The following is a 15,640-nucleotide window of genomic DNA, read 5'->3' as shown; positions in this document are numbered from 1 at the left end:
CCGCGAAACGGCCGACAGGCCGCCGCCGGGCGTGAGGTTGTCAGAGAAGCGACACACCCACCCGGTAATCCCCGCCGATCACCAGATATTCCCCTTCGCCCTGGAAAGGGTAGCGCGGCAGGATGTCGCGGAAGAAGACGACCTTGGGCAACGGCACCCAGGCGTCGAGGATGTAGTCGCCGAACTGGCCGGCGATGTCGCGGTCGATGGAAAAGGAACACAGGTTGTTCAGCCGCAGCACCGCCGTCCGCTTGTCCGGCCGGGCGAGGATGTGGTGTTCCTCGAAATCGTTGACGCCGCGGTACAGCCGGATGTGCGAGGCCCAGTTGGGCATCGGCGCATCCGGCCAGCCGCGGCGGATGGTCCATTGGCAGAACTCGTAAAGCAGGTCGAGCTGCAGGTGGATGTTGTTGTTGTGGAAGCGGGTCGACTGCTTCTGCTCGCCATAGGCGGCCCAGGCGTCGGAGGCGAAGCGGCGGATCGGCTCGCCATGGAAGGTCGGCAGCAGGCCGAAGCGGCTCTCCACCCATCCCTTCAGCACCGCCCCTTCCGCCCGGTTGCTGTCGAACATCCAGCCCTTCAGCAGGCGCAGGTAGCTGGCGCGGAAGCGCCGCTTGCCGTCCGGCCCCTCCGCCCCGGAAAAATCCGGGTTCACCCCGAACCGCTCGGCCATATGGCGCTGGAAGATGTCCGACGCGGTCAGCGCGTCGGGGCATTCGTCCAGCGCCTCGAACAGCGCCGCATGCTCGCTGCGGGTCGCGCCGATGCGCAGGCGCCGCGGCTCGTCGTTATAGGCCTCGCCGCACAGCGTGGCGGCCGGGATGTTGACGAGGTTGGTGCGGTGGGCGCGCAACGCCAGCGGCGAATCGGGAGGGGAACCGGCGTCCGCCGCCTGACCGTTCCCACCGCGCATCACGACCCCGTCCGCCACGCCGATCCGCTCCACGCCAATTCCATTACTTTCTATATGGATATTGTATAAGTGCGCGCGTGCCAAGCCCGGACCACCACAACCGGCGGGGCGCCATCGCCGCATGTCGCAACATTGTCCGTTTGAAGCCGGACGGTCCGTCCCCATACTCAGTACAGCGACGCTTACGATCCGGCGGCACCCGCATGGCCTTCTGGCCGACCAAGTACGACGACAGCCGGCGCCGGCGCACCCCGCCGGTGCCAGCAAAGACGCTTGTCCGGACTCCCCCACCCTCCCCCAGCCCGCGCCGGCTGTTCCCGCAACGCCCGACGGCCGGCCGCCGCGCGGCATCGACGAGGCGCGGACGGCGCTGCGCCTCGCCCAGCTTCTGCGCGGCACCATCACCCCCCTGCGCGGCGACGCGGTGCTGGACCTGTTGGAGCCCCACCGGCCGCGGCTGGTGCCCAAGCCGGTCAACCCGCTGCCGGGACTGGCCGGCCAGCCGCCGGGGCGGATGCTGGAGGCCCTGCTGCGGCCGATCGGGCAGATCGTCACCGACGTGCTGCTGCCGGGGGTGCGCGACCATCTGATCGACCGGCTGGTGACCGGCCGCACCGCCCATGAGGAAAGCCTGCCCAGCGCCATCGACCTTGCCGAGGCGATGCGGGCGCTGGTCGGCCGCATGCGCGGCGGCGGCAAGGGCCATCTCCAGGCGGTGATCGCCGCCATCGAGGCCGACGCCCGCGCCACCGCCGACACGCTGACCAAGGACCGCCGCCCCATCGACGTCGGCGGCATCGACCGGCTGGCCCGCGCCCTGCTGCGCTTCGAGGTGCGGCGCATGGTGCTGGAGGCGCTGGGCGGCGGCAGTGCGCTGCAGGACGTGGTCTATCAGTCGCGCCGGCTGGCCCGCTATTCCCTGCACCGCGCCACCGAGGCGATCGAAGGCTTCGTCGCCGACCGCGGGCTGAAGGCGCTGCACGCCAGCCTCGCCACGCTGGCCCAGGCCGACGGGCTGATCGTCATCGCGCTGCGCAACCTGGACGACCAGGAGGAGACCAAGGAGGAGTCCGGCCCCTTCGTCGAGCCAGCCGACCGCAAGGCGATGAACGACTGGCTGTCGGCGGCATGGCGGCTTTCCGACACATTGTTCGATCTTGTCGGCAAGGCCGCGGCCGGCGGCGAGCTGGACGACCTGCTGTTCGCGGCCCTGCTGCGCCAGTTGCGCAGCCTGCACCATTTCTGCGCCGACCTGACCCACGCCGGCCGCCCCGCCGCCGTGGACACGCTGAAGCAGCGCCTGGTCGAGCGCTGCGACGCGCTGGCCCGCCAGACCGGCGAAGGGCTGGTCGAGGCGCTGCTGGCCAAGCCAGCCGATCCGGCGCTGGCCCGCCGCCTGATGGCGCGCGGCCGGCTGTTGGCGCAGCTGCTCTACGACATGGACCGCGACGAGGCGGTGGAGGAACTGGCGCTGCGCATCGTCGTGGCGGCGGAGGCGCTCGGCGAGGGGCGATAGGGTTCGGCAGAGGGGTTGCCCCCTCCTAAATCACCACCCCCACAAAAGACCCGACAAAATGTCGGGCTTTGTCGTGTGTGTCGGGACCCCGACAAAGAGACGGCACGCGCCGCCACACCGATTAGTCATTTAATATCAATAACTTAATTATTTTCTTCGCTCTGGCACGGGTCGTGCAATCCATGAAATCCGAAGCGGCCACGAACCGGCCGCGCCGGATCGAAGCACAGTCCCACGACCCAAGCACAGGAGCGACCCACATGGCCAAAGCGCCTCTGCGTCAGATCGCCTTTTACGGCAAGGGCGGTATCGGCAAGTCCACCACCTCTCAGAACACGCTGGCCGCGCTGGTCGAGATGGATCAGAAGATCCTGATCGTCGGCTGCGATCCGAAGGCGGACTCGACCCGCCTGATCCTGCACGCTAAGGCCCAGGACACCGTTCTCCACCTCGCCGCCGAAGCCGGTTCGGTCGAGGACCTGGAACTCGAGGACGTGGTCAAGATCGGCTACAAGGGCATCAAGTGCGTCGAGTCCGGCGGTCCGGAGCCGGGCGTCGGCTGCGCCGGCCGCGGCGTCATCACCTCGATCAACTTCCTGGAAGAGAACGGCGCCTACGACGACGTGGACTATGTGTCCTACGACGTGCTGGGCGACGTGGTCTGCGGCGGCTTCGCCATGCCGATCCGCGAGAACAAGGCCCAGGAAATCTACATCGTCATGTCGGGCGAGATGATGGCGCTCTACGCCGCCAACAACATCGCCAAGGGCATCCTGAAATACGCCCACAGCGGCGGCGTGCGCCTGGGCGGCCTGATCTGCAACGAGCGTCAGACCGACAAGGAGCTTGATCTGGCCGAAGCCCTGGCCAAGCGCCTGGGTTCCAAGCTGATCCACTTCGTGCCGCGCGACAACATCGTGCAGCATGCCGAGCTGCGCCGCATGACCGTCATCGAGTACGCGCCGGAGAGCAAGCAGGCGGAAGAGTACCGCCAGCTCGCCAGCAAGGTGCACAACAACTCCGGCCAGGGCTGCATCCCGACCCCCATCACCATGGAAGAGCTGGAAGAGATGCTGATGGACTTCGGCATCATGAAGACCGAGGAGCAGCAGCTCGCCGAGCTGGCTGCCAAGGAAGCGGCGAAGGCCGGCGCCTGATCCCGGGCGTAGCGACGGTTGCCTACCGGCCCCCCTGCGCCATCCGCGCAGGGGGGACCGCCTGAACACTGGCCCTTTTCCCCAGCCCCGCACGACGTCGACCCAACGACTGCCCACCGGTTCCGGCCGGGCGACGTCGGCGTGGGAGGGAGGGGCTCGGTCACGCGCTGAAGTGGCGCGGCATATTCAAGCAGGAGGCCGGCTATGAGCCTGTCCGAGAACACCACGGTCGACGTCAAGAACCTCGTCAACGAAGTCCTCGAAGCCTATCCCGAAAAGTCCCGCAAGCGCCGCGCCAAGCACCTGAACGTGCTGGAGGCCGAGGCCAAGGACTGCGGCGTCAAGTCGAACGTCAAGTCCATCCCCGGCGTCATGACGATCCGCGGCTGCGCCTATGCCGGCTCCAAGGGCGTGGTGTGGGGTCCGATCAAGGACATGATCCACATCTCCCACGGTCCGGTCGGCTGCGGCTACTACTCCTGGTCCGGCCGCCGCAACTACTACATCGGCGACACCGGCGTGGACAGCTGGGGCACGATGCACTTCACCTCCGACTTCCAGGAGAAGGACATCGTCTTCGGCGGCGACAAGAAGCTGCACAAGGTCATCGAGGAAATCAACGAGCTGTTCCCGCTGGTGAACGGCATCTCGATCCAGTCGGAATGCCCGATCGGCCTGATCGGCGACGACATCGAGGCGGTCGCCCGCGCCAAGTCGGCGGAAATCGGCAAGCCGGTCATCCCCGTGCGCTGCGAAGGCTTCCGCGGCGTGTCCCAGTCGCTGGGCCACCACATCGCCAACGACGCCATCCGCGACTGGGTGTTCGAGAAGACGGAGCCCAAGGCCGACTTCGTTTCCACCCCTTATGACGTCACCATCATCGGCGACTACAACATCGGCGGCGACGCCTGGTCTTCCCGCATCCTGCTGGAGGAGATCGGCCTGCGCGTGATCGCCCAATGGTCGGGCGACGGCACCATGGCCGAGCTGGAGAACACGCCGAAGGCCAAGGTCAACCTGATCCACTGCTACCGCTCGATGAACTACATCGCGCGCCACATGGAAGAGAAGTACAATATTCCTTGGATGGAATACAACTTCTTCGGCCCGAGCCAGATCGCCGAGTCCCTGCGCAAGATCGCCGCTCTCTTCGACGACAAGATCAAGGAGAACGCCGAGAAGGTCATCGCCCGCTACCAGCCGATGGTCGATGCGGTCATCGCCAAGTACAAGCCGCGGCTGGATGGCAAGAAGGTCATGATCTACGTCGGCGGCCTGCGTCCCCGCCACGTCGTCGATGCCTACCATGACCTGGGCATGGAGATCATCGGCACCGGTTACGAGTTCGCCCACAACGACGACTATCAGCGCACGCCCCACTACGTGAAGGAAGGCACGCTGATCTACGACGACGTCACCGCGTTCGAGCTGGAGAAGTTCGTCGAGGCGATGCGTCCCGACCTCGTCGCGTCGGGCATCAAGGAAAAGTACGTGTTCCAGAAGATGGGCCTGCCGTTCCGCCAGATGCACAGCTGGGATTACTCCGGCCCGTACCACGGCTATGACGGCTTCGCGATCTTCGCCCGCGACATGGACCTGGCCATCAACAACCCCGTCTGGGGCGTGATGAAGGCCCCGTTCTGACCATCGGCCTCTGGAACAGGAGAATTTGAGAATGACCGACAAGCTTTCGCAGAGCGCCGACAAGGTCCTCGACCACTACACCCTCTTCCGGCAGCCCGAATACGCGGCGATGTTCGAGAAGAAGAAGACCGAGTTCGAATACGGCCATTCGGACGAGGAAGTCGCCCGCGTGTCCGAATGGACCAAGTCCGAGGAATACAAGGCGAAGAACTTCGCCCGTGAAGCGGTCGTCATCAACCCGACCAAGGCCTGCCAGCCGATCGGCGCGATGTTCGCCGCCCAGGGCTTCGAAGGCACCCTGCCCTTCGTCCATGGCTCCCAGGGCTGCGTCGCCTATTACCGCACCCATCTGACCCGCCACTTCAAGGAGCCGAACAGCGCGGTCTCCTCCTCGATGACGGAAGACGCGGCGGTGTTCGGCGGCCTGAACAACATGATCGACGGCCTGGCGAACGCCTATGCGCTCTACAAGCCGAAGATGATCGCGGTGATGACCACCTGCATGGCCGAAGTCATCGGCGACGACCTGCAGGGCTTCATCGCCAACGCGAAGAACAAGGAAAGCGTCCCGGCCGACTTCCCGGTGCCGTTCGCCCACACCCCGGCCTTCGTCGGCAGCCACATCGTCGGCTACGACAACATGATCAAGGGGATCCTGTCCAACTTCTGGGGCACGTCGGAGAATTTCGACACGCCCAAGACTGAGCAGATCAACCTGATCCCGGGCTTCGACGGCTTCGCCGTCGGCAACAACCGCGAACTGAAGCGCATCGCCGGCGAGTTCGGCCTGAAGCTGCAGATCCTGTCCGACGTGTCCGACAATTTCGACACGCCGATGGATGGCGAGTACCGCATGTATGACGGCGGCACCACCATCGAGGAGACCAAGGAGGCCCTGCACGCCAAGGCCACCATCTCCATGCAGGAGTACAACACCACCCAGACCCTGCAGTTCTGCAAGGAAAAGGGCCAGGACGTCGCCAAGTTCAACTACCCGATGGGCGTCACCGCCACCGACGAGCTGCTGCTGAAGCTGGCGGAACTGTCGGGCAAGCCGGTCCCGGCCAGCCTGAAGCTGGAACGCGGCCGTCTGGTCGACGCCATCGCCGACAGCCACACCCACCTGCACGGCAAGCGCTTCGCCATCTACGGCGACCCGGACTTCTGCCTGGGCATGACCAAGTTCCTGCTGGAGCTGGGTGCGGAGCCGGTGCACATCCTGTCCACCTCCGGCTCCAAGAAGTGGGAGAAGCAGGTCCAGAAGGTGCTGGACGGCTCGCCCTTCGGCGCCTCGGGTGCGGCCTACGGCGGCAAGGACCTGTGGCACCTGCGCTCGCTGATCTTCACCGACAAGGTGGACTACATCATCGGCAACAGCTACGGCAAGTATCTGGAGCGCGACACCAAGGTTCCGCTGATCCGCCTGACCTACCCGATCTTCGACCGTCACCACCATCACCGCTATCCGACCTGGGGCTACCAGGGCGCGCTGAACGTGCTGGTGCGGATCCTCGACCGGATCTTCGAGGACATCGACGCCAACACCAACATCGTCGGCCAGACCGACTACTCGTTCGACCTGATCCGCTGACCGGCGCACTCCAGGCATCGGATCACGCATCGGTTCCAGTCTAACCGTCGGGCCGGGATCTCCATCCCCCCGCCCCGACGGCAACCTCCCAAGCCCGGAGAGCGTCGGCGACGGCGCGCTCCGGGTTTCTTTGTTTGGCATGAAGGCCGGCGGCCACGGGGGACGCAACGACCGCGCAAGTTGCCGGCGCAGATGTTTCTCCGCGTGGCTGGATTGCTTTATTTTTCACTATCCGCAAACTTGCAGCGTCGAGAACGGTGGAAACATTATTGCCGCCAAAATATTTAGACAGAAAAACATCATGCTCGGAGCGTAAGTTGCTGAAGGGCCCTTTTGTCCTGTTTGGTTTCGAGCCAAAACCTCACACCTTAGGACTAGCACTTATTGACTACACCCCATCGTCTGAGCTTCGATGATGCAGGATTGGAAAGCGATCCGGCGCATCACGCGGCACAGGAGGCGGAAATGTTCGGCTTCATTCAGACGATCTATGGAAAAGGCTCCGATACCCATGCGCTGTTGTCCGCCCTCGACCGCTCCCTTGCGACCATCGAGTTTTCCCTGGACGGAAAGATTCTGAACGCCAACCCCAATTTTCTGGCGGTGATGGGCTATTCCCTGCCTGAGATCGTCGGGCGGCATCACAGCATGTTCGTCGATCCGGCCGAACATGCCAGTCCCGCCTACCGGGAGTTCTGGGATCGGCTGAGGCGCGGTGAGTTCCAGCGGGCACAGTATCGGCGGATCGCCAAGAACGGCCGGGAGGTCTGGATCGAGGCGACCTACAATCCCATCCTCGACGCCGCCGGCCGCGCCACCAAGATCATCAAGATCGCCACCGACGTCACCGAACGACAGTCTCTCAACGCCGACATGCGCGGCAAGATCGATGCGATTTCACGCTCGCAGGCCGTGATCGAATTCAACCCGGACGGCACCGTCATCACCGCCAACGAGAATTTTCTCAAGGTGCTGGGCTACAGTCTCGACGAGATCCGCGGGCGTCATCACAGCATGTTCGTCGATCCGCAGGAGCGCGAGACTTCCGCCTATCGCGAGTTCTGGGCCAGGCTGAACAAGGGACAGTTCGAAGCCGCCCAATACCGGCGCATCGGCAAAGGCGGCCGCATCGTCTGGATCCAGGCATCCTACAACCCGGTTTTCGACGACATGGGCCGCCTGCGCAAGATCGTGAAATTCGCAACCGACATCACCGATCAGGTCGATCTGCTGGGCCGTCTGAAATCCCTGATCGATACCAATTTCACCGAAATCGAACGGGCGATGAGCGGCGCCCACAGGCAGGCCGACAACGCCGCCGCCGCATCGACGGAAACGCGGGCGACGGTGCAGACCATCGCCGCAGGGGCGGAGGAACTGGCCGCCTCCGCCCATGAGATCGCCGACAGCATGTCGCGGTCGCAGCAGGCGGCCGAGGTGGCCGTGAATGAGGCCGACAACGCCGACCGCGCGGCGACCCGCCTGTCGGAGGTGGCAAAGGCGATGGGCGGAATCGTCGAACTGATCCGCTCCATCGCCGGACAGATCAACATGCTGGCCTTGAACGCAACCATCGAGGCGGCGCGGGCCGGCGAGGCAGGGCGGGGTTTTGCCGTGGTCGCCAACGAGGTCAAGAATCTCGCCAACCAGTCGGCGAACGCGACCTCCCAGATCTCTCGTGAGATCGACGGAATGCAGTCCGTCTCCCGCGACGTGGTGTCGTCGCTGTCGGCGATCCGCAAGGCCATGACCAATCTGCGTGAATTCGTCGTCATGTCCGCCGGCGCGGTGGAGGAACAGACGACGGTCACCGCCAGCATCTCGGTCAACATGCAGGGAGCATCGACCTCGGTCGCCGTGGTGGACCAGAACATCAACGCAATCTCCACCGCCTTCGCACAGGTTGGATCGGCCATCGCCGAAACGAAGGAGGCGGCGCAGGTGCTCGCCCGCTGACCAGAGCGGATCGGCGGAAAGGGATCGGACAGGACGGACCAGACTCACGCGGAATGCCGACCCGAACTTTCATTTGACCGGGCCGGACATCGCAAAAAGTTCACCCTTTGAATGCTAGGGATATCCCCAGATTGGCGGCGCTCAGCCCGCCAATGTATTTGGATATGTCGACGCCATCGCCCGGCAATCGCCGATCCTTGGGGGTTCCATGACCGATACCATCCTGCCGGCAGGCTCTTCCCGGCCATCCAGGAAGTTCATCCACCGAATCCTGATCGCCGCCACGCTTCTCATCACGCTGTCGGTCGGCGCACTCGGCCTTCTGGTCTATCGGCTGTCGTCGCAGGCCCTGCAGGCGGAGATCGACGCCAGGATCGAAACGGCCGGCACCGCCGCCGTGGACGGCATCCAGAAATGGCTGACGGGACGAATGATGCTTGTCCGTCTGGTGGCCGAGGACATCACGTCCGCCGGACCGGACGGGATCTTGCCGATCATCGCGCGCAAGACCCTGCGCGACACCTTCTCGGAGGTTTATTTCGGCGCGGAGGCGGATGGCCGCTTCACCACCTTCAACCCGTCTGAACTGCCGCCCGGCTACGACCCACGCAAGCGCCCCTGGTACAAATCCGCGGTCGCGACGCGCGACCTCACCCTGTCGGAGCCCTATCAGGACGCCACCACGAAGAAGCTGGTGATCAGCGCGGTGATGCCCGTCACCGGCGGCGGGACGCTGCGCGGCGTCGCCGGGGCCGATCTGCCGCTGGACGTGCTGCAGGAGTTCCTGCGCTCCTTCGCGATGGACGGCAAAGGCTTCGTCTTCCTGGCCGACGGCGACGGCAAGATCCTGGTCCACCCGGACGAGGCGATGGTCATGAAGCCCTTCGGCCGCAAGCCGGTCGAGGGAAGCGAAATCGAGACCGACGACGGCCGGCTGGTGCGGTTCTACAGCATCAAAGGGCTGCCCGGCCTGACCTGGTATGTCGCGGTGTCGATGGAGCGCGCCAAGGTGCAGGCTCCGATGGAGCTTCTGGCCAAGCTGCTGGCCTCGACCGTGCTGGGCGCCATCGTCTTCGTGGTGCCGCTGCTGGGGCTGCTGATCGCCCGCATCGTCGCCCGCCCGATCACGCAGATGACCGACGCGATGTCGCGCCTGAGCACCGGCGACCTGTCGGCCGCCATCCCGGCGCTCGACCGCAAGGACGAGATCGGGGCGATGGCGCAGTCGCTGGAGGTGTTCAAGGAGAATCTCGCCCGCAACCGCGCCATGGAAGAGGAGATGCGCCAGACCCGCGAGCAGGCGGAACGGGACAAGCGCAACGCCATGGGCCGGATGGCCGACAATTTCGAGAACACGGTCAAGGCCATCGTCGGACAGGTCATCGGCTCCGCCAGCCGGATGAAGGGCAGCTCGCAGGAGCTGTCGAGCATGGCCGAGGACAGCCGCAGGCGCGCCGCAGCCGTCGCCGCCGCATCGGAGGAGGCCTCGACCAACGTGCAGACCGTGGCCGCCTCCGCGGAAGAGATGACCGCCTCCATCGGCGAGATCTCGCGTCAGGTGACTCAGTCGAGCGAGGTGGCCCGCCAGGCGGTGGAACGGGCGGACGAGGCGTCGCAGAATGTCCAGCTCATGGCCGATCAGGCCCGCAGCATCGGCACGGTGGTCCAGTTGATCCAGGAGATCGCCAGCCAGACCAATCTGCTGGCACTGAACGCGACCATCGAAGCGGCCCGCGCCGGCGAGGCCGGCAAGGGGTTCGCGGTCGTTGCCAGCGAGGTGAAGGGCCTCGCCACCCAGACCGCCAAGGCGACGGAGGAAATCTCCAGCCAGATCGCGGCGATGCAGGCGGCAACCGACGACACCGTGGACGCCATCCAGAAGATCACCAGCATCATTGCCCAGGTGAACGAGGTGTCGACCACCATCGCCGCCGCGGTGGAGGAGCAGAACGCCGCGACCCGCGAGATCGCCCGCAGCGTCCAGCAGGCCGCCTCCGGCACGCAGGAGATCTCCCGCAACATCGGCGGCGTCCAGCAGATCGCCGACGGAACCGGCAACGCCGCCCAGCAGGTGCTCGACGCCGCCGGCACCCTGTTCGGCGACGCCGAGAAGCTGTCGGCGGAAGTCGACCGCTTCATCCACGAGGTGCGCGCCGGCTGAGCCGGACTGGCCGCTTACCCCCGTCAGCCGTCCCGAAGGGCGAAGCCGACCACCCGCTCCAACGCGCGATCGGCCGCCGCCTGCCAATTCTCCCCGCCCAGTTCGACCGAAGCCGGCGGCAATCCGACCGACGGGGCGGCGGCTCCGTCACGGACCGGACGGGCGCGCAGCAGCAGGCGGGGGTGTGCGGTGCCGCTCCAGTCCCGGCGCCCCTCCAGGACCAGCAGCAGGATCGGGCCATTGACCATCGGCGGCTTTTCTCCGGTCGGTTCGGCGTCGGGCGTTGCCGTGCGCAGGCCAAGGCGCACCACCGACCGGCCCCGGCCAGACACCGTCCGGATGACGAGATCGGCTGCGGCATCGCACAGAATTGCCGCTTCCGGCGGGGCCGGACGCTGATCGGGGTCGAGATATCGGCAGGCCACGCCGATCTCGCGCCCCGGCTCCTGCGCCAGCCGGATCACCGCGCCATCCTGTGCCGCCGCGACCGGAACGGCCGCCAGCGCCATCAGCGTCCCGGCCATCATGCCCTGCCGGCGGCGGCGCCATCCGATCCGTTCCATCGTCACATCCCTTTTTCGCGAGCGTCCTGATACGGGCGGTCCCGCCCTCCCCCTGCGCGGGATGTGCGACACCCGACAAGCCCGCGCCACACACCCCCGATTGTCAGCTATCGGACAGGACCGAAAAACCCGACAATCCCTTTCCATCAAAGACTTACCCTCTGGCATGCCCCCTGCAATCCATTCTGGCCGAGCCATTTCCGGTGCCAGGATGGGAGAAGCGGGCATGCTCCAGGACAAGATCCAGGACGTCTTCAACGAACCGGGCTGCGCGACCAACCAGGCCAAGTCGGCCAAGGAGAAGAAGAAGGGCTGCACCAAGTCGCTGAAGCCGGGGGCCGCGGCGGGCGGCTGCGCCTATGACGGCGCGATGATCGTGCTGCAGCCGATCGCCGACGCCGCCCATCTGGTCCATGGCCCGATCGCCTGCCTGGGCAACAGCTGGGACAATCGCGGCTCGCAATCCTCCGGCCCGCAGCTCTACCGCACCGGCTTCACCACCGACCTGTCGGAACTGGACGTCATCGGCGGCGGCGAGAAGAAGCTTTATCGCGCCATCAAGGAGATCGTTCAGCAATACGACCCGCCGGCCGTCTTCGTCTATCAGACCTGCGTGCCCGCCATGACCGGCGACGACATCGCCGCCGTCTGCAAATTCGCCACGCAGAAGCTGGGCAAGCCGGTGATCCCGGTGGAGGCGCCGGGCTTCGTCGGATCGAAGAATCTCGGCAACAAGCTGGCCGGCGAGGCCCTGCTGGAGCATGTCATCGGCACGGTGGAGCCGGACTACACCACCCCCACCGACGTCTGCATCATCGGTGAGTACAACCTTGCCGGCGAGCTGTGGCTGGTCAAGCCGCTGCTGGACGAGATCGGCATCCGCCTGCTGTCCTGCATCTCCGGCGACGGCCGCTACAACGAGGTCGCCCAGGCCCACCGCGCCCGCGTCACCATGATGGTGTGCAGCCAGGCGCTGGTGAATGTCGGCCGCAAGATGCAGGAACGCTACGGCATCCCCTATTTCGAGGGCTCCTTCTACGGCGTGTCGGACATGTCGGACACGCTGCGCACCATGGCGCGCATGCTGGTGGAGCGCGGCGCCGACAAGGGCCTGATCGACCGCGCGGAGGGCGTCATCGCGCGGGAGGAAAGCCGGGTCTGGCGCCGGCTGGAACCCTACAAGCCGCGCTTCGAGGGCAAGCGCGTCCTCCTCTTCACCGGCGGGGTCAAGAGCTGGTCGATGGTCAGCGCGCTGGAAGGCGCCGGCCTGACCATCCTCGGCACCTCCACCAAGAAGTCGACCAAGGAGGACAAGGAACGCATCAAGAAGATGAAGGGCGAGGAGTTCCACCAGTGGGACGACCTGAAGCCGCGCGACATCTACAAGATGCTGGCCGACAACCAGGCCGACATCATGATGTCCGGCGGCCGGTCGCAGTTCATCTCCTTGAAGGCCAAGGTTCCCTGGCTCGACATCAACCAGGAGCGCCACCACGCCTATGCCGGCTATGACGGCATCGTCAATCTCTGCGAGGAGATCGACAAGACGCTGTCCAACCCGATCTGGGGCCAAGTCCGCCAGCCGGCGCCGTGGGAATCCGGCCCGTCCTCCACCCTTCCGGCTTCCTCGATGGCTGCGGAGTAAGGCCGATGTCGCACATCCAGCGCTTCCCCTCCGCCGCCAAGGCCGCCTCCACCAACCCGCTGAAGATGAGCCAGCCGCTGGGCGCGGCGCTGGCCTATCTCGGCGTCGACCGCTGCCTGCCGCTGTTCCACGGGTCGCAGGGCTGCACCGCCTTCGGGCTAGTCCTGCTGGTCCGCCATTTCCGCGAGGCGATCCCGCTGCAGACCACGGCGATGGATCAGGTCTCCACCATCCTCGGCGGCTACGACAATCTTGAACTGGCGATCCGCACCATCGTCGAGCGCAACAAGCCCGCCATGATCGGCGTCGCCACCACCGGCGTCACCGAGACCAAGGGCGAGGACATGGGCGGGCAGTACACGCTGTTTCGCCAGCGCAACCCCGACATGGCCGACACCGCGCTGGTCTTCGCCAACACCCCCGACTTCGCCGGCGGCTTCGAGGACGGCTTCGCCGCCGCCGTCACCGCCATCGTCGACCGGCTGGTCGAGCCCTCGCCGGTGCGCATCCCGACCCAGGTCAACGTGCTGGCCGGCAGCCACCTGTCACCCGGCGATGTCGAGGAGTTGCGCGACGTCATCGAGGGTTTCGGCCTGTCGCCGATCTTCCTGCCCGACCTGTCGCTGTCGATGGTGGGCCGCCAGCCGACCGACTTCACCGCCACCTCGCTGGGCGGCGTGACGGTGGAGCAGATCCGCGCCATGGGCGCCTCGGCCGCCACCATCGTGGTCGGCGAGCATATGCGGGTGGCCGGCAACGCGCTGGAGCTGAAGACCGACGTTCCCAGCCATTTCTTCAGCCGCCTGACCGGGCTGGAGGCGTCGGACAAGCTGGTCCGGCTGCTGATGGAGCTGTCGGGCAAGCCGGCGCCGGCCCGGCTGCGGCGCCAGCGCGAAGCCCTGGTCGACGCCATGCTGGACGGGCATTTCTTCTTCAGCCGCAAGCGCATCGCCGTCGCGCTGGAACCCGACCTGCTCTACGCCGTCACCGGCTTCCTCGCCGACATGGGGGCGGAGGTGGTGGCCGCAGTGTCGCCGACGCAAAGCCCGGTGCTGGAACGGCTGAAGGCCGCCACCATCATGGTCGGCGACCATTCCGACGTGGAGACGCTGGCCCGCGACGCCGACCTGATCGTCTCCAACTCGCACGGGCGGCAGGGAGCGGCGCGGATCAGCGTGCCGCTGCACCGCATGGGCCTGCCGATGTTCGACCGGCTGGGCGCGGGCCTGCGCGTCCAGGTCGGCTATCGCGGCACGCGCGAGCTGCTGTGCGGGATCGGCAACCTGTTCCTCGCCCGCGAGATGGACCACGAGAACCACGAATCGGGCGAATCGCACGGCTGCGGAGGCGGATCATGCGGATGCAACGCCGTCTGAGCGTGGTGCAGGACCCACGCCCGACCAAAGGAGGATCGATGAAGGTCGCTTTCTGCACCCAGGACATGCAGCACGTCGATGCGCATTTCGGCTGGGCCAAGAACATCGCTGTCTATCGGGTCGACCGCCAGGGCCATGCCTTTCTGGAGACCTTCCAGTTCGGCGGCTCGATGTTCGAGGACGGCAACGAGGACAAGTTGGTGCCCAAGCTGGATGCGCTGTCCGACGTCGCCATCGTCTACCTGTCGGCCATCGGCGCATCGGCCGCCGCCCGCGTGGTGGCGAAGAAGATCCATCCGGTGAAGGTCGAGGCCAGCGAAACCATCCCCGCCCTGCTCGACAAGCTGGTCCAGACGCTGAACGGCAATCCGCCGCCCTGGCTGCGCAAGGCGATGGGCGAGACGCCCGAATTCCATTTCGACGAGGAGGAGGCTTGAACATGGCCGAATTGGCTGAACTGTCGGTCGCCGACCAGTTCGTGAAGACGCTGGTCCTGCTGTTCCGTGCCGAGGACAGCTATGGCGCCTGGGAAGGCAAGCCGGACGAGGCTCTGCTCGCCCCCTTCATCCTGGACAAGGAGGCGCGGGCCGCCATCCCGATCATCGGCGATCCCGATCCGGACACGCTGTGGCGGCTGGAGCTGTTCTACAAGGCGGTCGGGCTAATGGTGGAAAAGCAGACCGGCATGATGGCCTCGCCGATGATGAAGATGAGCCATGAGGGCTTCGGCCGCATGATCCTGACCACCGGCCGGCTGGTGGTGGTGTCGAAGACGCTGCGCGACGTCCACCGCTTCGGCTTCCCCAGCATCGAGAAGATGGCCGCCGACGGCGCGAAGCTGGTCGAGGACGCGGTGGCGCTGATCCGGGAATACCCCGAGGTCGCAAACCTCTGAAGCCTTGGGATGGAGACCATGAGCGACATCGACGCCCTGAAGGACGAGATCAAGAAGCTGAACGCCCGCGCCACCCAGAAGAAGATGGATTTGCACGACCTGTCGGAAGAGCTTCCGCAGAACTGGCAGAGCATCCTGACGGTGGCGCAGGAAACCTATGACGCCTTCAAGACCCTGACGGAGAAGCGGGCGGCGCTGAAGGCGCTGGAGAAGGCGTAATCCC

At 65.8% G+C, this 15,640-nt stretch carries 13 protein-coding genes; 11 read left to right on the top strand and 2 right to left on the bottom strand.

Annotation, left to right across the window (positions count from 1 at the left end; genetic code table 11):
• Positions 1–40: 40 nt before the first annotated feature.
• Positions 41–931, bottom strand: a complete 891-nt coding sequence (locus AB8P05_RS12940) for an NAD(+)--dinitrogen-reductase ADP-D-ribosyltransferase (RefSeq protein WP_472758218.1) — start codon at positions 929–931, stop codon at positions 41–43.
• 103 nt (positions 932–1,034) lie between these two features.
• On the opposite strand from AB8P05_RS12940, the gene AB8P05_RS12935 reads away from it, so the two are divergent.
• From AB8P05_RS12935 to AB8P05_RS12910, 6 genes are all read left to right on the top strand, one after another.
• Entirely contained in the window at positions 1,035–2,429 is a 1,395-nt protein-coding gene (locus AB8P05_RS12935; RefSeq protein ID WP_472758217.1) for a hypothetical protein, read from the top strand.
• A 260-nt stretch (positions 2,430–2,689) separates the two neighbouring features.
• Complete coding sequence (gene nifH / locus AB8P05_RS12930) at positions 2,690–3,586, top strand: nitrogenase iron protein (RefSeq protein WP_472758216.1); 897 nt, start codon at positions 2,690–2,692, stop codon at positions 3,584–3,586.
• A gap of 204 nt (positions 3,587–3,790) precedes the next feature.
• Entirely contained in the window at positions 3,791–5,230 is a 1,440-nt protein-coding gene (nifD, locus tag AB8P05_RS12925) for a nitrogenase molybdenum-iron protein alpha chain (protein ID WP_111065782.1), read from the top strand.
• Positions 5,231–5,261: 31 nt separating this feature from the next.
• Positions 5,262–6,821 carry a nitrogenase molybdenum-iron protein subunit beta gene (nifK, locus tag AB8P05_RS12920; RefSeq protein WP_455171158.1) on the top strand — a complete coding sequence of 520 codons (1,560 nt, stop codon included), beginning with the start codon at positions 5,262–5,264 and terminating at the stop codon, positions 6,819–6,821.
• 465 nt (positions 6,822–7,286) lie between these two features.
• A complete protein-coding gene (locus AB8P05_RS12915) occupies positions 7,287–8,777 on the top strand; it encodes a methyl-accepting chemotaxis protein (protein ID WP_472758215.1) in 1,491 nt (496 codons plus the stop codon).
• Between the two features lie 208 nt (positions 8,778–8,985).
• Positions 8,986–10,938: a methyl-accepting chemotaxis protein gene (locus AB8P05_RS12910; protein WP_472758214.1), complete on the top strand. Its 1,953-nt coding sequence runs from the start codon at positions 8,986–8,988 to the stop codon at positions 10,936–10,938.
• A 23-nt stretch (positions 10,939–10,961) separates the two neighbouring features.
• Here the strand turns inward: AB8P05_RS12910 and AB8P05_RS12905 are convergent, their stop codons facing one another.
• Complete coding sequence (locus AB8P05_RS12905) at positions 10,962–11,501, bottom strand: hypothetical protein (protein WP_472758213.1); 540 nt, start codon at positions 11,499–11,501, stop codon at positions 10,962–10,964.
• Positions 11,502–11,727: 226 nt separating this feature from the next.
• Between AB8P05_RS12905 and nifE the strand changes: the two genes are divergently transcribed.
• Genes nifE through AB8P05_RS12880 form a run of 5 tightly spaced genes read left to right on the top strand, consistent with a single transcriptional unit; the run spans position 11,728 to position 15,636 of the window.
• Complete coding sequence (gene nifE / locus AB8P05_RS12900) at positions 11,728–13,146, top strand: nitrogenase iron-molybdenum cofactor biosynthesis protein NifE (RefSeq protein WP_472758212.1); 1,419 nt, start codon at positions 11,728–11,730, stop codon at positions 13,144–13,146.
• Positions 13,147–13,151: 5 nt separating this feature from the next.
• A complete protein-coding gene (gene nifN, locus AB8P05_RS12895; RefSeq protein ID WP_472758211.1) occupies positions 13,152–14,522 on the top strand; it encodes a nitrogenase iron-molybdenum cofactor biosynthesis protein NifN in 1,371 nt (456 codons plus the stop codon).
• On the top strand, positions 14,507–14,959 hold the full coding sequence (gene nifX / locus AB8P05_RS12890) for a nitrogen fixation protein NifX (RefSeq protein ID WP_472758210.1): 453 nt from the start codon (positions 14,507–14,509) through the stop codon (positions 14,957–14,959). The genes nifN and nifX overlap by 16 nt, the downstream gene beginning before the upstream one ends.
• Before the next feature lie 2 nt (positions 14,960–14,961).
• Positions 14,962–15,417 (top strand): NifX-associated nitrogen fixation protein, encoded by a 456-nt coding sequence (locus tag AB8P05_RS12885; protein ID WP_472758209.1) that lies wholly within the window; start codon positions 14,962–14,964, stop codon positions 15,415–15,417.
• 18 nt (positions 15,418–15,435) lie between these two features.
• Positions 15,436–15,636 carry a CCE_0567 family metalloprotein gene (locus tag AB8P05_RS12880; RefSeq protein WP_014247078.1) on the top strand — a complete coding sequence of 67 codons (201 nt, stop codon included), beginning with the start codon at positions 15,436–15,438 and terminating at the stop codon, positions 15,634–15,636.
• Positions 15,637–15,640 lie beyond the last annotated feature (4 nt).

Source organism: Azospirillum sp. VT-I1, from assembly GCF_055698305.1.
This window is presented reverse-complemented; position numbering and strand designations above follow the sequence as displayed.